The following is a 20,266-nucleotide window of genomic DNA, read 5'->3' as shown; positions in this document are numbered from 1 at the left end:
TGGTGAGGACAGTCTTCGATGCCCCTGTCGACCCCGCGCTGGTCGAACGGTCGCTGGCGGCAAGCGTGTTCGCCCCGATGTGGCTTGATATCGCACGCCCGGACCATCCACCTCTGGTCGGGTCGCAGAGCTGCGATCTGCTGGTCGTCGGTGGCGGGTACACCGGGCTGTGGGCGGCGCTGCACGCCGCCGAACGGTATCCGGACCGCCGCATCGTGCTGGTCGAGTCGGACCGGATCGGCTGGGCGGCCTCGGGCCGCAATGGTGGTTTCGTCGAGGCCAGCCTCACCCACGGTGCCGAGAACGGACGATCAAGGTGGGCAGCCGAATTCGACACCCTCACCGAGCTCGGAATGGCGAACCTGGATGGCATGGCCGCCGATATCGAACGGCTCGGGTTGGACGTCGATTGGGAGCGGACCGGGATGCTCTCGGTGGCCACCGAGCCGCACCAGGTGGACTGGCTCACCGAATCCGCCGCCGCAGGCGAGGGACGATTCCTCGACCAGGAGCAGGTGCGCGCGGAGGTCCACTCGCCGACCTATCGGGCCGGGCTTTACGAGCCGGACAGTTGCGCACTGGTGCACCCGGCCAAACTCGCCATGGAGCTGGCCAGGGCCTGCCTGGCCGCCGGCGTGCAGATGCACGAGCACACACGGGCTTTATCGCTGGAGTCCGCCGATGGTGCCCTGCGCGTGGGCACCGGCTCGGGCACGGTGACGGCGAGCCGGGTCATCCTGGCCACCAACGTCTTTCCCAGTCTGCTGCGCCGCAATCGTTGGTACACCGTTCCTGTATATGACTACGTGTTGTCCACCGAGCCGCTGACCGCAGCGCAACTGGAGCGGATCGGCTGGACCGGTCGGCAGGGCGTCGGCGACAGTGCCAACCAATTCCACTACTACCGGCTCAGCGCGGACAACCGGATCGTCTGGGGCGGCTACGACGCGGTGTATCACTTCGGTCGCCGGGTCGATCCCACCTATGAAGACCGGCCGCAGACCTATCGCAGGCTGGCCGAGCACTTCTTCATCACGTTCCCCCAGCTCGATGACGTCCGCTTCAGTCACCGCTGGGCGGGGGCGATCGATACCAACACCCGATTCTGCGCGCACTGGGGTACCGCGCACCGGGGGAGGGTCGCGTACGTGAACGGGTTCACCGGGCTGGGGGTGGGCGCGACGCGTTTTGCCGCGGACGTCTGTCTCGATCTGTTGGATGGCACGCCGACACCGCGCACCCGACTGGAGATGGTCCGCAAGAAACCGCTGCCATTCCCGCCGGAACCGTTCGCATCGGTGGGGATCCAGGCGACGCGGTGGTCACTGGATCGCGCCGACCATTCCGCGGGCCGGCGCAATGTGCTGTTACGCACCCTGGACAAGCTGGGGCTGGGCTTCGATTCCTGACGGTCCGGCCGCAGTGTGCAAATACCTCCCGTGACTGCCCTCGTGGTCTCTAGGCTGGGGCCACGAGGGGAGAACGACATGGGGATTCGACTTCAGCGCGCCAAGAGACCAGCACTGGGCTCGCCGGTAGCGCCACCACGCCCACGGACCTACGTCGTGGTGTCCGGCGACACGCTGTGGGGCATCGCCGAGCGGTTCTACGGGGACGGCAGCGAGCAACAGCGCATCGCCGAAGCGAGCGGCTTGATCGATGTCGACCTCGTCCATCCTGGTCAGATCTTGACCCTTCCGTAGGGCCGCCGAACGTTACGCCATGTTACTGGTGTGACTGTTGTGACACGCGGGTCGTTACACGACTTGTGATGTAACGAGATCTGACCGTTATCCGATTCACCCGTCAGCACCCCGGTAATTTCGTCCCGGAGGGGTGGAGGATCGGAGGGTTGGATGCGCGCACGGCTTTTCCTGACAATGATCGCCGCGGCCGCCGCGGTCGGTGTGTCCCCGGCCGGTATTGCCGCCGCCGAACCTGCCGCCGCCGGACCTGTCGCCGCCGGACCTGCAGTCACCGTGCACCCGGGCATGGAAATCCGGCAGGGCACCACCATGTGCACTCTCGGGTTCGTCGACCCCGCGGCGCGGGTGGCCTTCACTGCCGGGCATTGCCGCGGCGCGGGGCCCGTCACCGACCGATTCGGCAATGCCCTCGGCGAGATGGCCCTCTTCGACGACAACACCCCCGACGGCGCGACGGTGACCGGTGATCATCAGCTGGCCGACTGGGGGGCGATCACCCTGAACCCGGACGTCGAGGTCAACACCGTGCTTCCCGGCGGTCGGTCGCTGGTTCTCGACCAGGCGCTGGCGGTCCAGCAGCCAGGTCGGCCCGTCTGTCATTTCGGCATCGTCACCGGAGAGAGTTGCGGCACGGTCGGCGTGGTCAACAACGGCTGGTTCACCATGAAAGACGGTGTGGTCAGCCAAAAGGGCGACTCCGGAGGTCCGGTCTACGTCCTTACTTCCGACGGAAGGGCTGCCATCGTCGGGTTGTTCAACAGCACCTGGGGTGGTGCGCCCACCGCGGTGTCCTGGCAGGCCACGGTGCCGCGGATCCGCGAGGCGGTCGCCACTCAGCCGGCCAGTTCGAACACCGGTATCGAGGCCGCGATCTCCCTGACCTCGGACTCGCTCGATGAGGGTGTCAACCCGCCCGCGTGACCCTTGACCTCCCAGTACCAGCGATCCAGGTAGCGCCGGAGGAGTTCGGGCTTGTCGGCGTCGACGATCTCCACGACGCTCCGGCGTCTGCGCCTCCATCGCGGCCCGGTGAACACCTCGCCGGCGGCCCGGGCGTTTCGGACCCACTGGGTGTTCCCCCGGGTGGCGACCACGTAGTCGCGGCCGTCGACGGTCAAGACGTTCACCACCACCGTCCGCCATTGTCCGGTGCTGCGGCCGCGGACGCGTAACGCGCGGCTGCCCGCGATCTCGATGCCCAGTTCGGCGAGTTGCCGGATCAGCGTATTGGCTGCCCGGGCCACGCGGCCGGGTTCGTCGTATCGAACGGTCATCGTTCCTCCAAAGATGATGTGAGCACTGCTCTCTCTTGACGATGGCACCCTGGGTGCGAAAAAGCAAGAGCACTGTTCTCGTTTGTGGCAGACTGGTGCCGTGGGTAAGCGGCAGGAGGCGCGGGACCGTATCGAGGCGCAGATCGTGCAGGTCGGCCGCCGTCATCTGGTCACCGACGGTGCCGCCGGGCTGTCGCTGCGCGCCATCGCCCGAGAGCTGGGCATGGTGTCCTCGGCGGTGTATCGGTACGTGGCCAGTCGAGATGACCTGCTGACCTTGCTTCTCGTCGACGCCTACGACGACCTCGCGGATGCGGTGGACGCCGCCGCGCTGGCAGGGGACTGGGATCACCGGCTCGTCGCGCTGGCGCGCGCGGTTCGCGCGTGGGCGGTGGCTCAGCCCGCGCGGTGGGCGTTGCTCTACGGCAGCCCGGTGCCCGGATATCACGCGCCCCCGGAGTTGACGGTGGGTCCGGGAACCCGGGTCGTCGCCACCTTGTTGTCGATCATTGCCGACGGGGTGCGCAGCGGGGCCGTGGGTAGCCCGGACGACTCGATGGGTGAACCGATCTCGTCGGATTTCGAGGGCATCCGCGCGGAGTTCGGGTTCCCCGGCGGTGACCGGCTGATGCTGGCCTGTCTGTCGACCTGGGCGACCGTGGTCGGCGCGATCAGCTTGGAGATCTTCGGGCAGTACGGAGCCGACACGCTCAGTGATCCCGGCGCGGTCTTCGATGCTCAGCTGGGAATGTTCGTGCGCATGGTGAGCAGCGAATTCCCGGCAAACTAGAACCTGTTCTAGCGGTTGTCGGCCGCTGGCGATATCCTCACTGCGATGCATGATCAGACACCTGTCCAGGTTGCCTGGGTGACCGCAGACCTGACTGCCACCGAGCAGATGCTCAGTGCGCTGTCGGGTGCCAGAACATGGGTTCGCATGCCCGACGTGCATTTCGGTCCGGATACGTGCACCCATCGCGGGGAACCCGCAGACTTCGTCGCCGACATCTCGCTCAGTTACGCCGGTGACCTGCAGCTCGAACTCATCGCGCCGGTACGCGGAGAGAGCATCTATGCCGAATTCCTGGCCGCACACGGTGCGGGGCTGCACCACATCTGCGTTGCCGTGCCGGATGTGGACGCCTTCGAGGCCGCGCTGGACGATGCGGCGGCAGCCGGTGCGCCGGTCGTCACCAGGGGTGTGATGCCCGGCGGTATGCACTTCGGATACGTCAGCGGCGCCGACGCCGGCGTGCCGTTCGTGGAGATCGCCTACATACCGCCCGAAATCCAGGCCTTTTTCGACCACGTGAAACAACAACAGCAGTGATGCGCCCGAGGAGACAACGATGACCCTGCAGCAGATCCCGGCAACCATCGGCGTGGCCGACGTCAGCTCCTGGTCCGATGACGTCGATGTCGTCGTCGTGGGTTTCGGTATCGCCGGTGGATGTGCGGCGGTGACCGCGGCCGAGAACGGGGCTCGGGTGCTGGTGCTGGAGAAGGCGGCCGCTGCCGGCGGTACCACGTCGATGGCCGGCGGGCATTTCTACCTCGGCGGCGGGACGGCCGTACAGCAGGCCACCGGACACGAGGACAGTGCCGAGGAGATGTACAAATACCTGGTCGCCGTCACCGAGGACCCGGAACTGGACAAGATCCGCGCCTACTGCGACCACAGCGTCGAGCACTTCGATTGGCTTGAGTCCCTTGGCTTTCAGTTCGAGCGAAGCTACTACCCGGGCAAGGTGGTGGTCCCGCCGGGCACCGAGGGTCTGTCCTACACCGGCAACGAGAAGGTGTGGCCCTTCATCGATCAGGCCAAGCCCGCACCGCGCGGTCACTCGGTGCCGGTTCCCGGCGAACTCGGCGGCGCCGACATGGTGATCCAGTTACTGCTCAAACGCGCCGCGGAGCTCGGGGTGCAGTTCCGCTACGAGACCGGTGCGACGAACCTCGTGGTCGCCGACGGTGCGGTGCAGGGGGTGGCCTGGAAGCACTTCACCGAAACCGGCGCGGTCAAGGCGAAATCGGTGATCATCGCCGCCGGCGGCTTCGCGATGAACGCCGAGATGGTGGCGCACTACACGCCGGAACTGGGTCAGGAGCGCAAGACCAAGCATCACGGCCTGGTGGCGCCCTACATCCTCGGCAACCCCAACGACGACGGCCTGGGCATCAAGCTCGGTGTGTCCGCGGGCGGTGTTGCCAAGAATCTGGATCAGGCATTCATCACCGCCGCGGCCTACCCGCCGGAGATCCTGCTCACCGGTGTCATCGTCAACAAGGACGGCCGCCGGTTCGTCGCCGAGGACTCCTATCACTCGCGCACATCGGCGTTCGTGCTCGAACAACCCGATCACGCCGCCTACTTGATCGTCGATGAGGCACACATGCAGATGCCCGAGATGCCGCTGATCAAATTCATCGACGGCTACGAGACCATCGCCGAAGTCGAGCAGGCACTGGGTATTCCGTCCGGCAACCTGGCCGCCACGCTGGAGCGGTACAACGCCGATGCGGCTGCCGGTGTCGATCCCGACTTCCACAAGCAGCCGGATTACCTTGCCCCGCAGGACACCGGGCCGTTCGCGGCATTCGACCTGACCCTCGGTGTCGCGATGTACTCCGGGTTCACCATGGGCGGTTTGACGGTATCGCTGGACGGTGAGGTCCTCGACGAGTCCGGCGCGGTGGTCCCGGGTCTGTATGCCGCCGGTGCGTGCGCATCCAATATCGCGCGCGATGGCAAGGGATATGCCAGCGGTGTCCAGCTCGGCGAGGGTTCGTTCTTCGGCCGCCGAGCGGGCAGGCACGCCGCCGCGCGCTGACCCGCTCTCTGCTCAGTTAGGCAGGGGTGATTTGGGTTTTCCGGTCTCGGGATCGACATCGCCGAGCACCCACTTGCCCCCGCCGAACAAGTGCAGGTGCTGCTCGTGATGCTGGCCCACGGTGCTGCGGTGGGTGACGCTGACCAGGATGGTATCGGGCAGCTCGCGGCGCACGAGGTCGTACATCGTGAACTCCAGGCCCTCGTCGAGGGCAGAGGTCGCCTCGTCGAGGAACACCACCCTCGGCTTGGTCAGCAGCACCCTGGCGAAGGCGACGCGCTGCTGCTCGCCGGGGGAGAGCACCTTGACCCAATCCGCCACTTCGGCAAGGCGTCTGGCGCATTGCGGGAGCGCCACCTTGTCCAGTGCGGTGATGAGCTCCTCGTCGGTGAACTCGTCGGGACCCTTCGGGTAGGACACCACCGCTCGCAGATCGCCGAGGGGCACATACGGCATCTGGGACAGGAACATCGTCTCGTTGGCACCTTCGGGGCACCGCAGGGTTCCGGTGGCGAACGGCCACAGTTGCGCCAGGCTGCGCAGCAGGGTGGTCTTGCCCGCGCCGGACTGGCCGGTGACGATCAGCGTGTCACCCGACTGCATCTGCAGGTTCAGGTCTTCGACCAGGATCTCGCCGGTGGGCGTGCTCACCGCGACATCGCGGATCTCGACGGGGCAGCTGCCGCACGGTTCGACGGTGAGCTCGTTGAGCGCCCGGCCCTCCTCGTTGGCCACCACCAGGCCGTGCAAGCGGATGATCGAGGCGCGCCAGCCGGCAAACGCGTCGTAGGAGTTGCGGAAGAACGACAGCGAGCTCTGGATGTTGCCGAACGCCGACGAGGTCTGCGAGACGTCGCCGAGTTTGATCTCACCGGCGAACAGTCGGGGCGCCTGGATGATCCACGGCAACGGGTTGATGAGCTGGCTGACCGTCAGGTTCCAGCCGTTGAAGGCGATCGACCGGTTCACATAGCGCTTGTAGTTCGACACGACCGGCTCGAAGCGTCGGCGCAACTGCACCCGCTCGGCGATCTCGCCTCGATAGAACGCCACCGCCTCCGCCGAATCGCGCAGCCGCACCAGGGCGTAGCGGAAGACGGCGTTGAACCGCTCGTTGTCGAAGGTCAATCGGATGATCGGGCGGCCGATCCAGAACGCGATGATGGTCGCGACGGACACGTAGACGATGGCTATCCAGAACATCGCGCGGGGGATGTTGACGCCGAACACCGACAGATTTCCGGACAGGTTCCACAGAATCGCGGTGAACGAAATGACCGACGCGATCGAACTGATGGCCCCGAACAACAGTGTGGAGCCACTGGTGTTGTTCGGCGTGTTCGGCAGCGGTCCGACGTTGGTGGTGAAGATGTCGATATCGGCCTGGATGCGCTGGTCGGGGTTGTCGATGGTGTCATCGATGAACCGGCTGCGGTAGTAGGCCTTGCCGTCGAGCCAGTCATCGGTCAGCCGACCGGTCAGCCACACCCGCCAGGCCAGCATGAACCGCTGCATCATGAAGATGTCGAGCAGCACCCGGCAGACGTGGATGGTGGCCAGTACCGCGAAGATCAGGATCGAGAACCAGAACCCGTCGATACCGGATTGGCGGACCGCGTCGTCGCCGGCGGCCACCCCCTGCACCGCGGTCTGCGCGGCGGTCATCAGGTCGTTGCCGTAATAGCTGAGCAGCACGTCCAAGCGCACACCGGAGATGATCGAGAGCAGGATGGCACCCAGCCACAGCCACGCCTTCACCGACTCCCGGCCGGTGAAGTAGGCGCCAGTGATGCGCCAGAACTGCCGCCCCCAGACCGTGAACTTCGCCAGCAGGATCAGCACGATCACGGTGCTGACCGCCGCTATCGTCCAGGCCTTGGCGATCCAGATCAGTGAGGTGCCCAGCTCACTGCCCCAGTCCAGCGTCGGGGTGAACATGTCCATGCGGGCAAGGTACAGGCTGAGGCTGGTCGCAGCGCGGCTGATGGCATCAGCCCGACCGGCGAGTGCGGTCGGTGTGTCGACCGGGCCGTGGTCCCCCTGAGCCCGACCTGCTCCGCGTACCGTATGACTGTGGCTGTGAGTTCCAAGACCTCGAAGGTGTCCAAGTCCGGCGGTGCGAAGTCAGGACGGTTGAGCAACCGGTTCTGGAAGCTGCTGGGCGCCAGCACCGACAAGGACCAGGCGCGCTCGATGACGCAGGTGCATGCCGCGGCCAAGTTCGAGGAAAAGGCCGCCGGTCTCGACGATGATCAGCTGCTCAAGGCCGCCGGGCTACTCAACCTCGACGACCTTGCCGACTCGTCGGACATCCCGCAGTTCCTGGCGCTTGTCAGGGAGGCCGCCGAGCGGTCGATCGCGCTGCGGCCGTTCGATGTTCAGTTGCTCGGCGCGTTGCGCATGCTGGCCGGTGACGTCGTCGAGATGGCCACCGGTGAGGGCAAGACGCTGGCCGGCGCCATCGCCGCAGCGGGATATGCCATCGGTGGCCGCAGCGTGCACGTCATCTCGGTCAACGACTATCTGGCTCGTCGCGATGCCGAGTGGATGGGACCGCTGCACCGTGCGCTCGGGCTGACCGTCGGCTGGATCACCGCCGACTCGACTCCCGAACAGCGCCGGGAGGCCTACGGCTGCAACATCACCTATGGCTCGGTCAACGAAATCGGCTTCGACGTGCTGCGTGATCAGTTGGTGATCTCCGTCGACGACCTGGTCTCACCGAGCCCGGACATCGCACTGATCGACGAGGCCGACTCGGTCCTGGTCGATGAGGCGCTGGTGCCGCTGGTGCTGGCGGGCACGTCGCACCGGGAGACCCCGCGGGTCGAGATCATCCGGCTGGTCGGCGAGCTGCGCGAGGGCGTCGAGTACGAGACCGACGCCGACAAGCGCAACGTGCAGCTCACCGACAAGGGCGCGCGACGACTCGAGGCCGCCCTCGGCGGTATCGACCTGTACTCCGAGGAGCACGTCGGCTCGACGCTGACCGAGATCAACGTCGCCCTGCACGCGCACGTGCTGCTGGAACGCGATGTGCATTACATCGTGCGCGATAACGCGGTGCACCTGATCAATGCGTCCCGCGGGCGCATCGCCTCGTTGCAGCGCTGGCCCGACGGCCTGCAGGCGGCCGTCGAGGCCAAGGAGGGCATCGAGATCACCGAGACCGGTGAGGTGCTCGACACCATCACGGTGCAGGCCCTGATCAACCGGTACCCGCGGGTGTGCGGCATGACCGGCACCGCATTGGCCGCCGGTGAGCAGTTGCGCCAGTTCTACAAGCTCGGGGTGTCCCCGATCCCGCCGAACAAGCCCAACATGCGCGAGGACGAGGCCGATCGGGTCTACATCACCATCGCCGCCAAGAACGATGCCATCGTCGAGCACATCGCCGAGGTGCATACCACCTCCCAGCCGATCTTGGTCGGCACCCGCGACGTCGCCGAATCCGAGGAACTGCACGAGCGGTTGGTCAAGGCCGGCATTCCGGCGGTGGTGCTGAACGCCAAGAACGATGCCGAGGAGGCCGCCGTCATCGCCGAGGCCGGCGCGCGGGGCCGGGTCACGGTATCGACCCAGATGGCCGGCCGCGGGACGGACATCCGGCTGGGCGGCTCAGATGAAGCCGAGCATGATGAGGTCGCCGAACTCGGCGGCCTGCACGTCATCGGCACCGGCAGGCATTACACCGAACGACTCGACAACCAGCTGCGCGGGCGCGCCGGGCGGCAGGGCGATCCCGGGTCCTCGGTGTTCTTCTCCAGCTGGGAGGACGATGTGGTGGTGTCCTTCGTAGAGCCCAACAAGCTCCCACTGGCCACCGACGGCGACGGCCGGATCACCAGCAACCGGGCCGCCGCCCTGCTGGACCACGCGCAACGGGTGGCCGAGGGCAAGACGCTCGACCTGCATGCCAACACCTGGCGCTACAACCAGCTCACCGCGCAGCAACGCGCAATCCTGGTCGAGCGCCGGGACACCCTGCTGCGGACCGCGGCCGCCCGGGAGGAGCTGGAAGAACGCTCTCCGCAGCGCTACGAGGAACTCGCCGAGACGATTCCGCAGGAGCGCCTCGAGGAGATCTGCCGGCTGATCATGCTGTACCACCTGGACCGGGGGTGGGCCGACCACCTGGCTTACCTGGCCGATATCCGGGAGAGCATCAGCCTGCGGGCCCTGGGAAACCAGAATCCGCTCGACGAGTTCCACCGGATGGCGGTGGACGCGTTCGCCTCGCTGGCCGCCGACGCGATCGAGGCCGCTCAGCAGACCTTCGACACCGCCACCATCGTCGATGACGAGGAGGGGGTGGCCGGGCTGGACCTGACCAGGCTGGCGCGGCCCACCTCGACGTGGACGTACATGATCCACGACGATCCACTGGCCGACAATGTCATGTCGGCGCTGAGTCTGCCCGGCGTGTTCCGCTAGGTTTCTAGCCATGACCCGGGCGAGCGGAGCGGCGGGGGATCGTCCACAGGATTCGGTGCCGAGCGGCATCGGTGATCGGGTGTTGACGATCCCGAACGTGCTCTCGGCGATCCGACTGATCCTGGTGCCGGTCTTCCTGTACCTGCTGCTGGTCGCCGAACAGACCGGGTGGGCGGTGGCGGTCCTGATGTTCAGCGGGTTCTCCGACTGGGCCGACGGCAAGATCGCCCGGCTGGTCGACAACCAGTCCTCGCGGCTGGGCGAGCTGCTGGACCCCTTGGTGGACCGCATCTACATGATCGTCGTCCCGCTGGCACTGGCCGCGGCCGGCGTGGTGCCGTGGTGGTTCGTGATCGTGCTGCTGGGCCGGGATCTGGTGCTGGCGGCGACCCTTCCGCTGCTGCGCTCGCGCGGTCTGACCGCCTTGCCCGTCACCTACCTCGGCAAGGGCGCCACCTTCGCGCTGATGTCGGGACTGCCCTTGGTCCTGCTCGGCCAGTTCGACGCCCTGTGGAGTCGGGTGATCCTGGCCTGCGGGTGGGCGTTCCTGATCTGGGGTCTGGCGCTCTACCTCTGGTCGGCCGTGCTGTACCTGATGCAGGTGTCCATGGTGGCGCGATCCATGCCGCGCGCGCCTGCGACACCGCGGGGGCGCGTTACCGGTGGCTGAGCGATCGAATTCGTTGGGCGGTTATCACCCGCGGGCGGGGCTGAGCGCCCACCAAGCCGGTGCACCCCAACGAATTCCGGTCCCCTCCCTGCTGCGCTCGCTGCTGACCGAACACCTCGATCCCGGCTACGCGGCGGCCGCCGCCGCCCGCCCGGATCGACCGCCACCGCGCGGGCGGCAATGGGGCTGGACGTTGCTGGCCGGGCTGATCATCGCGACCGTCTTCGCGGCCGCCGCGTCGCAGGCGCAGGCGCTCGCGCCGGCGAATCGCCAGACCCAGCAGGTGCTCTCCGAGAGCGCCCGTGCTGCCGAAACCCGCACGGCAGCAATCGAGGCCACCCGTGACGGGCTGGCCGCCGAGGTGGAGGCCGAACGCCGCAGCAGGTTGGCGGGCGACGAACAGGGCCGGGCGCTGCTCGCCGATCTCGACGCCGCCGAATTCGCCGCTGCGGTGACCCCGGCGATCGGCCCCGGCGTCACGGTTACCGTCACCGACCCCGGCGTGTCCCGCGATCTGACCGATGTGAGCAAGCAGCGGGTCGCGGGCAGCCGGCAGGTGATCCTGGATCGCGACCTGCAGCTGGTGGTCAACTCGTTGTGGGTCGGCGGCGCCGAAGCGGTGTCGGTGGGCGGGGTGCGGGTGGGCGCCGGCGTCACCATCCGGCAGGCCGGTGGCCGCATCCTGGTCGACAACCGCCCGATCACCAGCCCGTATGAGGTGATCGCGCTGGGTCCGCCGCACGCCATCCAGGATGTGTTCAACCGCAGCCCCGGTATGCAGCGACTGATGCTGCTGCAGCGGTCCTACGGTGTCGGGGTTACGGTCAGTACCGGCGAGGCGCTGAACGTGCCGGCTGGCTCGGTCCGCGAGATCCGCTTCGCCAAGGAGATGAAGCCGTGACGGCTGCTGCTGAAATGATCGAGCGATGATCGGAATCGCCGCACTGGTCGTCGGCATCGTGCTCGGGCTCGTCTTCCACCCGGGTGTGCCCGAGGCGATCCAGCCCTATCTGCCCATCGCCGTGGTCGCCGCGCTGGATGCCGTCTTCGGTGGTCTGCGCGCCTACCTGGAGCACATCTTCGACTCCAAGGTGTTCGTCGTCTCCTTCGTCTTCAACGTGCTGGTGGCCGCCCTGATCGTCTACGTGGGTGACCAGCTCGGCGTCGGTACACAACTGTCCACCGCGATCATCGTGGTGCTCGGCATCCGGATCTTCGGCAATGCCGCGGCCCTGCGCCGTCGACTGTTCGGGGCCTGAGGTATGGGTGAGCACAGCGAGCACACCGATCACCAATCGAGCGAGCCCGAGCATGGCAGGCACGAGATGCCGCCGGGCGGTGCCGGCCGGGCGCGGCGGACCCGGTCCCAGGTGATCTTCGGGACCTTCGGCGTGCTGCTGTGTCTGCTGCTCGGTATCGCGATCGCGACGCAGGTCCGTCAGACCAGCACCGGTGATTCCCTGGACTCGGCCCGCCCGGCGGATCTGCTGGTGCTGCTCGATTCGCTGCAGCAGCGTGAGGCCGCGCTGAACAGCGAGGTTGCCGAGCTGCAGGAGACGTTGAGCTCATTACAGCAGTCCGGCAGCAGCGATCAGGCCGCCATCGAGAATGCGCAGGCCCGGCTGGCGGCGCTGTCGATCATGATCGGCACGGTCGCCGCGGTGGGCCCCGGTGTGACGATCACCATCGAGGATGCGGCGGCCGGTGTGTCGCCGGAGACCATGCTCGACGTGATCAACGAGCTGCGGGCCGCCGGTGCCGAGGCCATGGAGGTGCGGGGGACCCGCGCCGGCGGGGCCGGACGGGATGCGGCGGGTATCCGGGTCGGGGTCGACACCTGGGTGGTGGGGGCGCCGGGCGCGTTGATCGTCGACGGGGTCACCATCGGGGCGCCGTATTCGGTTCTGGCGATTGGTGATCCGCCGACACTGGCCGCCGCGATGAACATCCCCGGCGGTGCGATGGACAGCGTGAAGCGGGTCGGCGGATCGATGACGGTGGCCCAGGCCGATGTCATCGATGTGACCGCCTTGCGGCAACCGAAACCTCGCCAATACGCTCAGCCCGTCAAGTAAGTCCGCTTGTATCCGTCAAAGGAGCCCCGTGAGCGAGATCCCGTCCGATCTGCAGTACACCGCCGAGCACGAGTGGGTGCGACGCACCGGCGAGGACACCGTCCGCGTGGGCATCACCGACTACGCGCAGGCCGCCCTCGGTGACGTGGTGTTCGTGCAGCTGCCCGACGTGGGGGCCGCGGTCAGCGCAGGCGACAGCTTCGGTGAGGTCGAATCGACGAAGTCGCTGTCGGATCTGTACGCACCGATCACGGCGAAAGTCGTTGCCGTCAACGGTGAGCTGGAGGGCAATCCGGAGTTGGTCAACTCCGACCCCTACGGCGCCGGATGGCTGGTCGAACTGCAGGTCGAGACGGCCCCCGAGCCGGGCCCGTTGCCCGATCTGCTGGACGCTGACGGCTACCGGGCAATCCTTCCCGAGTAGGTGTTGTTAGGGTTTTGCCGATCGTTCATCAAGGACAGGCGTGACCGAGCCCGTGTCAGGCGGATCCGGCGGTGGTGGACCCAATGGTCTGCCCGGCGCGGTACGGTCGACATGAGACGCAACCACGGTCCGTTGGGCTGCCGAATGGCCTGACGGGCATCGGCCAGGCACGCCACAGCAGCCAGCAGAGGAGCAGCGGGTGACGGAGAACAGCAACTTTCAGGCAGACCAGTCCGACGAGGTGACGGTAGAGACGACCTCGGTTTTCCGCGCGGATTTCCTCAACGAACTGGACGCCCCGGCCAGCACCGGCACCGAGAGCTCGGTATCGGGCGTGGAGGGTCTGCCTGCGGGTTCGGCGCTGCTCGTCGTCAAGCGTGGCCCCAACGCCGGTTCGCGGTTCCTGCTGGATCAGGCCACCACGTCGGCGGGCCGCCACCCCGACAGCGATATCTTCCTCGACGATGTGACGGTCAGCCGTCGGCATGCCGAGTTCCGGTTGGAGTCCGGCGAATTCCAGGTCGTCGATGTCGGCAGCCTGAACGGCACCTACGTCAACCGGGAACCGGTCGATTCGGCCGTGTTGTCCAACGGTGACGAGGTGCAGATCGGCAAGTTCCGGCTGGTGTTCCTGACCGGTCCCAAGACCGACGACGCCGGCTGAGTCGCCGGAGCGCTCGCGCGAGGACCAGATGACCCAACCGGACCCGGTGCCAGCCGGGATGTCCATCGGAGCGGTGCTCGATCTGCTGCGCCCGGATTTCCCTGATGTCACCATCTCCAAGATCCGGTTCCTGGAGGCCGAAGGGCTGGTCACGCCGCAGCGATCGGCGGCCGGGTACCGGCGCTTCACCGCGTACGACTGCGCCAGATTGCGCTTCGTGCTCACCGCACAGCGCGACCAGTATCTGCCGCTGAAGGTGATCAAGGCGCAGTTGGATGCCCAGCCCGACAACGAGTTGCCTGCCAGTGCGGGTTATTCGACGCCGCGGTTGGTCCAGGTCGCCGACGGTGACTCGGCAGGAGACCCGGCAGCCATCGCCCCCACCCAGGTCCGGCTCAGCCGGGAGGATCTGGTGGCCCGGTCGGGGATCGACAACACCATGTTGTCGGCCCTGGTGACGGCGGGTGTGATCAAGCCCGGCCCGGCCGGACTCTTCGATGAGCATTCGGTCACCATCGCCCAATGTGCCAAGGCCCTGGCGGATTACGGCGTCGAGCCACGCCACCTACGCGCGTTCCGCTCGGCGGCCGACCGGCAGTCCGACCTGATCGCCCAGATCGCGGGACCGGTCGCGGCCGCAGGCAAGGCCGGTGCCCGCGACCGGGCCGATGATCTGGCCCGCGAGGTTGCCGCCCTGGCAATCACACTGCACACGTCGCTGATCAAATCGGCCGTGCGCGACGTTCTCGACCGGTGAGGACTAGAATTTTCGACGACGGCTTCTTCGCGGAGGGCAGGCGCTGATGGGTGAGGTACGGGTTGTCGGTATTCGCGTTGAGCAGCCGCAGAACCAGCCGGTGCTGCTGCTGCGCGAGGCGAACGGCGAGCGCTACCTGCCGATCTGGATCGGTCAGCCCGAGGCGCAGGCCATCGCGCACGAACAGCAGGGCATCGAGGCACCTCGGCCCCAGACCCATGATCTGATCCGCGATTTGATTGCGGCGTTGGGACATTCGCTCAAAGAGGTGCGCATCGTCGATCTGCAGGAGGGCACCTTCTACGCCGACCTGATCTTCGACCGCGATATCAAGGTCTCGGCCCGCCCGTCGGACTCGGTCGCGATCGCCCTGCGGGTCGGGGTCCCGATCTATGTCGAGGAATCCGTCTTGGCGGAGGCCGGCCTGCTGATTCCCGACGAGACCGATGAGGACTCCGCCGAGCCGGTCCGCGAGGACGAGGTGGAGAAGTTCAAGGAGTTCCTCGACAGCATCTCGCCCGACGATTTCAAAGCGACCTGACCAAGATCACGGATGCGTCTCGTGATGTCGACACGCGGTTTCTGTGTCGGCGACGTGCCGCACGGACAGCCATAATTTTGATCGACGACGAGCAGTAGCGGCAATGTGTTGAGCGTATGCTCGACATATTCGAACTCGGGTTCCAGCGTGATGTCACGTGTGCCCGTGGGCGACGGCGAGAGGATGGACTGTGGGCGACACGCCACATCAGGGGGAGTTGGATCTGTCTTCTGCCGGCGGGCTGACACCGCCCGCGAACGGCGCATCCGGAGAACCCGTCCAGGGCGGCCTGTTCCCGGATGATTCGATCCCGGACGAACTTGTCGGTTACCGCGGTCCCAGTGCCTGCCAGATCGCCGGGATCACCTATCGCCAGCTCGACTACTGGGCACGGACCTCGCTGGTCGTCCCGTCGATCCGCGGTGCCGCGGGATCGGGTAGTCAGCGGTTGTACTCCTTCAAGGACGTGCTGGTCCTCAAGATCGTCAAGCGGTTGCTCGACACCGGCATCTCACTGCACAACATCCGCGTCGCAGTCGACCATCTGCGCCAGCGCGGCGTGCAGGATCTGGCCAACATCACGCTGTTCTCCGATGGCACCACCGTCTACGAATGCACGTCGGCCGAGGAGGTCGTCGACCTTTTGCAGGGCGGCCAGGGCGTGTTCGGTATCGCGGTGTCCGGTGCGATGCGCGAGTTGACCGGTGCGATCGCCGACTTCCCCGGCGAGCGCGCCGACGGTGGCGAGTCCATCGCCGCCCCCGAGGACGAATTGGCTTCCCGGCGCAAGAGCCGCGACCGCAAGATCGGCTGATTCAGGCCGCTCCCGGCGTGAACGCCGTCGGATCGGGTGAACCGCTAGAATCGAGCGCGTATCGCCCATGCGCGGGAGAGTTCCGTGGCCGCCAGCCACGGACGCCGAAGGAGCAACACCTCTCCGTCAACCTCTCAGGCCCCCGGACCGCGCGCGGCCACGATGCCTCTGGAAAGCGGTGCCGCGCGCACCCGCCCATGGGGAAAGGCCCGGATCCGGGCTGAATCTCTCAGGCACCCCGACAGAGGGAGAGGACGCGCTTCGCGGCGCACACCTCGACCCGGGGAGACTTCTGTGTCACCTGATGTGCCTTCGACCTCGTCCGGTTTCGTTGCCCGCCATATCGGGCCCGATTCCGACGCCATCGCCACCATGTTGAGCGTGATCGGCGTCGGCTCGCTCGACGAACTGGCAGGCAAGGCGCTGCCGGCCGGCATCCTCGACGCGGTCGGTGCCGACGGTATCGCCCCGGGTCTGGAACAGCTGCCGCCCCCGGCCACCGAGGAAGAGGCGCTCGCCGAACTGCGCGCGCTGGCCGATGCCAACACCGTCGCGGTGTCGATGATCGGGCAGGGGTACTACGACACACTCACCCCGCCGGTGCTCACCCGCAACATCCTGGAGAACCCGGCCTGGTACACCGCCTATACGCCCTACCAGCCCGAGATCAGTCAGGGACGTCTTGAGGCGCTGCTGAACTTCCAGACCATGGTCGCCGACCTGACCGGGCTGGATGTGGCCAACGCCTCGATGCTCGACGAGGGCACCGCCGCCGCCGAGGCGATGACCCTGATGCACCGTGCGGTGAAGGGTCCGTCCAACCGGCTTGCCGTGGACACCGATGTGTACGCCCAGACCGCCGCCGTGCTCGCCACCCGCGCCGAACCGCTGGGCATCGAGATCGTCACCGCCGACCTGAGCAGGGGGTTGCCCGAGGGTGACTTCTTCGGTGTCATCGTCCAGTTGCCCGGCGCGAGCGGGCGCATCCAGGACTGGTCGGACCTGGTTGCCGCCGCGCACGAGCGCGGTGCGCTGGTTGCCGTCGGTGCAGACCTGCTGGCGGCGACGCTGATCACCCCGCCGGGGGAGTTCGGTGCCGATGTCGCCTTCGGCACCACGCAGCGGTTCGGCGTGCCGATGGGATTCGGCGGTCCGCACGCCGGTTACCTCGCCGTGCACACCAAGCACGCCCGCCAGCTGCCGGGCCGGTTGGTCGGAGTGTCGCTGGATGCCGACGGATCACCGGCCTACCGGTTGAGCCTGCAGACCCGCGAGCAGCACATCCGCCGGGACAAGGCGACCAGCAACATCTGCACCGCGCAGGTGCTGCTGGCCGTGATCGCCGCCATGTACGCCAGCTACCACGGTGCCGCCGGCCTCACCGGCATCGCCCGCCGGGTGCATGCGCACGCGGCCAGGCTCGCCGCCGGCCTCGGTGCCTCGCTGGTGCACCAGGCGTTCTTCGACACCGTGCTGGCCCGTGTCCCCGGCCGCGCCGACGATATCGTCGCCGCCGCGAAGGACGCCGGGATCAACCTGTGGCGCGTCGACGCCGACCACGTGTCGGTGGCCTGCGATGAGGCGACCACCGACGCGCACGTCGACGCCGTGCTGGCCGCTTTCGGTGTGAATGCCGCCGAGCCCGCCGGGGTCGATATCGAAACCCGCACAACGGAATTCCTGACCCACCCGGCGTTTCACCTGTACCGCACCGAGACCTCGATGATGCGGTACCTGCGCTCGCTGGCCGACAAGGACATCGCGCTGGACCGCAGCATGATCCCGCTGGGATCGTGCACGATGAAGCTCAACGCGGCCGCCGAGATGGAGCCCATCACGTGGCCGGAGTTCGCCAAGCAGCACCCGTTCGCCCCCGCATCGGACAATCCGGGTCTGCGTCGGCTGATCTCGGATCTGCAGACCTGGTTGACCGGGATCACCGGCTACGACGAGATCTCGCTGCAGCCCAACGCGGGGTCCCAGGGCGAGTACGCCGGCCTGCTGGCCATCCAGGCCTATCACCGCGCCAATGGTGACGCCGAACGCAATGTCTGCCTCATCCCATCCAGCGCGCACGGCACCAATGCGGCTTCGGCGGCCCTGGTCGGGATGCGGGTCGTGGTGGTGAAATGCCGGGCCAATGGCGACGTCGACCTGGATGACCTGCGCGCCAAGGTGTCCGAGCATGCCGAGCGACTTGCGGCGTTGATGATCACCTACCCCTCCACCCACGGCGTGTACGAGCACGACGTCGCCGACATCTGCGCCGCGGTGCACGACGCCGGTGGTCAGGTCTACGTCGACGGTGCCAACCTCAACGCGCTGGTCGGCCTTGCCCGCCCGGGCCGGTTCGGTGGCGATGTCAGCCATCTGAACCTGCACAAGACGTTCTGTATCCCGCACGGTGGTGGCGGTCCCGGTGTCGGGCCGGTGGCGGTGCGCAGCCACCTGGCGCCGTACCTGCCCGGCCATCCGCTGGCAGACGAGCTCGGCGATCGCTACACCGTGTCGGCGGCTCCCTACGGGTCGGCGTCCATCCTGCCGATCACCTGGACCTACATCCGGATGATGGGCGCGGTCGGGCTGCGGGCAGCATCGCTGACCGCGATCGCGTCGGCCAACTATGTGGCACGCCGGCTCGACGAGTACTTCCCGGTGCTCTACACCGGTGAGAGCGGCATGGTTGCCCACGAATGCATCCTCGATCTCAACCCGATCACCAAGGCGACCGGGGTGACCGTAGACGATGTCGCGAAACGCTTGGCGGACTTCGGCTTCCACGCCCCGACCATGAGCTTCCCGGTAGCCGGCACGCTGATGGTCGAGCCCACCGAGAGCGAGAGCCTTGCCGAGGTCGACGCGTTCTGTGACGCCATGATCGCGATCAGGTCCGAGATCGACAAGGTCGGGTCCGGGGTGTGGCCTGCCGATGACAACCCGTTGCGCGGCGCCCCGCACACCGCCGAGTCGCTGCTGGTGGACGAATGGGCGCACCCGTACAGCCGCGAGGAGGCCGCCTACCCGTTGGGCAAGGGCTTCCGTCCCAAGGTGTGGCCGCCGGTGCGCCGCATCGACGCCGCCTACGGCGACCGCAATCTGGTCTGTTCGTGCCCGCCGGTGGAGGCGTTCGCTTAGCCTGACCGGGTGTTACCGGCAGATGTGCGGGACTGGGCGGACGGTGGTCGATTCCTGACCACCCCGTCGGGTCGGATCTTCGTCCGGTCCGCACCCGGTGCGGGCCCGACGCTGCTTCTGCTGCATGGGTTTCCGTCCAGCTCCTTCGACTATCGCAGGGTCGTCGACGAGCTGGCAGGGCAGTGCTGGCTGACACTGGACTTCCTGGGGTTCGGGCTGTCGGACAAGCCTCGGTGGGCAGGAGCGCAGCGACCGGGGAGTCGGCGCAGCCCGCGCGTGTACAGCCTGCTGGAGCAGGCCGACATCGTCGAGGATGTGCTCGCGCAGACGACGACCGGTCCGGTGGTCCTGGTGGCCCACGACATGGGCACCTCGGTGGCCACCGAACTGCTGGCCCGAGATGCGCAGGGGCGCCTGACCTTCGATCTGCGGGGTGCGGTGCTGACCAATGGCAGCGTGATCCTGGAGCGAGCCAGTCTGCGTCCGTCGCAGAAGGTATTGCGCGGGCCGCTGGGACCGCTGCTGTCCCGGCTGACCGGTCGCGCCGCATTCACCCGTGGTTTCGCTCGGCTGTTCGCCCCGGCGCACCCGCTCACGGACGACGAGGCCGAGGCACAGTGGGCGTTGTTGGCCCACAACGGCGGTCATCGCATCATGCATCTGCTGTGCGCATACCTGGACGAGCGTGAGCGATACGCGTCGCGCTGGCACGGAGCGATCGCGGATTGGCCGAAACCGCTGAGCTATCTGTGGGGGCTGCAGGATCCGGTCGCGACGGTCGACGTACTGGCCGGCCTGCGTGATCTGCGGCCGGCCGCCGACGTGGTCGAGTTGCGCGATGTCGGGCACTACCCGCAGGTCGAGGTGCCCATCCGGTTCGCCGCGCAGGTCAGGAATCTGTTGTCGCTGCAGTGACATCGGGGCCCGGCGGCGTACGTTGG

General features: G+C 67.2%; 19 protein-coding genes, 1 pseudogene and 1 riboswitch. Of the genes and pseudogenes, 18 read left to right on the top strand and 2 right to left on the bottom strand.

Annotated elements, in window-relative coordinates:
* Positions 1–2: 2 nt before the first annotated feature.
* The 3 genes and pseudogenes from G154_RS15835 to G154_RS15825 all read left to right on the top strand — a co-directional run bounded on the left by G154_RS15835 (position 3) and on the right by G154_RS15825 (position 2,627).
* Complete coding sequence (locus tag G154_RS15835) at positions 3–1,409, top strand: FAD-binding oxidoreductase (protein ID WP_019509961.1); 1,407 nt, start codon at positions 3–5, stop codon at positions 1,407–1,409.
* Positions 1,410–1,544: 135 nt separating this feature from the next.
* Positions 1,545–1,703, top strand: a pseudogene (locus G154_RS26035) (LysM peptidoglycan-binding domain-containing protein); the annotation flags it as partial.
* A 153-nt stretch (positions 1,704–1,856) separates the two neighbouring features.
* A complete protein-coding gene (locus G154_RS15825) occupies positions 1,857–2,627 on the top strand; it encodes a hypothetical protein (RefSeq protein ID WP_023985861.1) in 771 nt (256 codons plus the stop codon).
* On the opposite strand, the gene G154_RS15820 is transcribed toward G154_RS15825, so the two are convergent.
* Positions 2,540–2,980, bottom strand: a complete 441-nt coding sequence (locus G154_RS15820; RefSeq protein ID WP_019509964.1) for a nitroreductase/quinone reductase family protein — start codon at positions 2,978–2,980, stop codon at positions 2,540–2,542. The two genes, G154_RS15825 and G154_RS15820, sit on opposite strands and share 88 nt — an antisense overlap.
* Before the next feature lie 100 nt (positions 2,981–3,080).
* On the opposite strand from G154_RS15820, the gene G154_RS15815 reads away from it, so the two are divergent.
* The 3 genes from G154_RS15815 to G154_RS15805 are packed head-to-tail and all read left to right on the top strand — an operon-like array spanning position 3,081 to position 5,811.
* Positions 3,081–3,770 (top strand): TetR/AcrR family transcriptional regulator, encoded by a 690-nt coding sequence (locus G154_RS15815; protein ID WP_019509965.1) that lies wholly within the window; start codon positions 3,081–3,083, stop codon positions 3,768–3,770.
* 45 nt (positions 3,771–3,815) lie between these two features.
* Positions 3,816–4,310, top strand: a complete 495-nt coding sequence (locus G154_RS15810) for a VOC family protein (protein WP_019509966.1) — start codon at positions 3,816–3,818, stop codon at positions 4,308–4,310.
* A 19-nt stretch (positions 4,311–4,329) separates the two neighbouring features.
* Positions 4,330–5,811, top strand: coding sequence for an FAD-binding protein (locus G154_RS15805; protein ID WP_019509967.1), 1,482 nt, complete (start codon positions 4,330–4,332; stop codon positions 5,809–5,811).
* Positions 5,812–5,823: 12 nt separating this feature from the next.
* Here the strand turns inward: G154_RS15805 and G154_RS15800 are convergent, their stop codons facing one another.
* A complete protein-coding gene (locus tag G154_RS15800) occupies positions 5,824–7,755 on the bottom strand; it encodes an ABC transporter ATP-binding protein/permease (protein WP_019509968.1) in 1,932 nt (643 codons plus the stop codon).
* A gap of 156 nt (positions 7,756–7,911) precedes the next feature.
* Here G154_RS15800 and secA2 point away from each other — a divergent pair, with 156 nt between their 5' ends.
* From secA2 to G154_RS15740, 12 genes are all read left to right on the top strand, one after another.
* Positions 7,912–10,245: an accessory Sec system translocase SecA2 gene (secA2, locus tag G154_RS15795; RefSeq protein ID WP_023985858.1), complete on the top strand. Its 2,334-nt coding sequence runs from the start codon at positions 7,912–7,914 to the stop codon at positions 10,243–10,245.
* Positions 10,246–10,255: 10 nt separating this feature from the next.
* Positions 10,256–10,915, top strand: a complete 660-nt coding sequence (locus G154_RS15790) for a CDP-alcohol phosphatidyltransferase family protein (RefSeq protein WP_045546457.1) — start codon at positions 10,256–10,258, stop codon at positions 10,913–10,915.
* Positions 10,908–11,816, top strand: a complete 909-nt coding sequence (locus G154_RS15785; RefSeq protein WP_023985856.1) for a DUF881 domain-containing protein — start codon at positions 10,908–10,910, stop codon at positions 11,814–11,816. The genes G154_RS15790 and G154_RS15785 overlap by 8 nt, the downstream gene beginning before the upstream one ends.
* 25 nt (positions 11,817–11,841) lie before the next feature.
* Positions 11,842–12,174: a small basic family protein gene (locus G154_RS15780; RefSeq protein WP_019509972.1), complete on the top strand. Its 333-nt coding sequence runs from the start codon at positions 11,842–11,844 to the stop codon at positions 12,172–12,174.
* 66 nt (positions 12,175–12,240) lie between these two features.
* Positions 12,241–12,990 (top strand): DUF881 domain-containing protein, encoded by a 750-nt coding sequence (locus G154_RS15775; protein WP_031601525.1) that lies wholly within the window; start codon positions 12,241–12,243, stop codon positions 12,988–12,990.
* Between the two features lie 28 nt (positions 12,991–13,018).
* Positions 13,019–13,414, top strand: a complete 396-nt coding sequence (gene gcvH / locus G154_RS15770; protein ID WP_019509974.1) for a glycine cleavage system protein GcvH — start codon at positions 13,019–13,021, stop codon at positions 13,412–13,414.
* Between the two features lie 199 nt (positions 13,415–13,613).
* A complete protein-coding gene (gene garA / locus G154_RS15765; RefSeq protein WP_023985855.1) occupies positions 13,614–14,078 on the top strand; it encodes a glycogen accumulation regulator GarA in 465 nt (154 codons plus the stop codon).
* Positions 14,079–14,106: 28 nt separating this feature from the next.
* Entirely contained in the window at positions 14,107–14,835 is a 729-nt protein-coding gene (locus G154_RS15760) for a MerR family transcriptional regulator (protein WP_019509976.1), read from the top strand.
* A gap of 46 nt (positions 14,836–14,881) precedes the next feature.
* Entirely contained in the window at positions 14,882–15,376 is a 495-nt protein-coding gene (locus G154_RS15755) for a bifunctional nuclease family protein (protein WP_019509977.1), read from the top strand.
* A 190-nt stretch (positions 15,377–15,566) separates the two neighbouring features.
* Positions 15,567–16,190, top strand: a complete 624-nt coding sequence (locus tag G154_RS15750; RefSeq protein ID WP_023985854.1) for a MerR family transcriptional regulator — start codon at positions 15,567–15,569, stop codon at positions 16,188–16,190.
* Positions 16,191–16,252: 62 nt separating this feature from the next.
* Positions 16,253–16,350: riboswitch (glycine riboswitch) on the top strand.
* Positions 16,351–16,496: 146 nt separating this feature from the next.
* On the top strand, positions 16,497–19,325 hold the full coding sequence (gene gcvP / locus G154_RS15745) for an aminomethyl-transferring glycine dehydrogenase (protein WP_019509979.1): 2,829 nt from the start codon (positions 16,497–16,499) through the stop codon (positions 19,323–19,325).
* A 9-nt stretch (positions 19,326–19,334) separates the two neighbouring features.
* Positions 19,335–20,240 (top strand): alpha/beta fold hydrolase, encoded by a 906-nt coding sequence (locus G154_RS15740; protein WP_023985853.1) that lies wholly within the window; start codon positions 19,335–19,337, stop codon positions 20,238–20,240.
* The last annotated feature ends 26 nt before the right edge of the window (positions 20,241–20,266 follow it).

It is taken from the genome of Mycobacterium sp. VKM Ac-1816D (assembly GCF_000416385.1).
Taxonomy (GTDB): Bacteria; Actinomycetota; Actinomycetes; order Mycobacteriales; family Mycobacteriaceae; genus Mycobacterium; species Mycobacterium neoaurum_A.
Note: the sequence above shows the minus strand (reverse complement) of the source record. Positions and strands in the feature narration are given on the sequence as shown.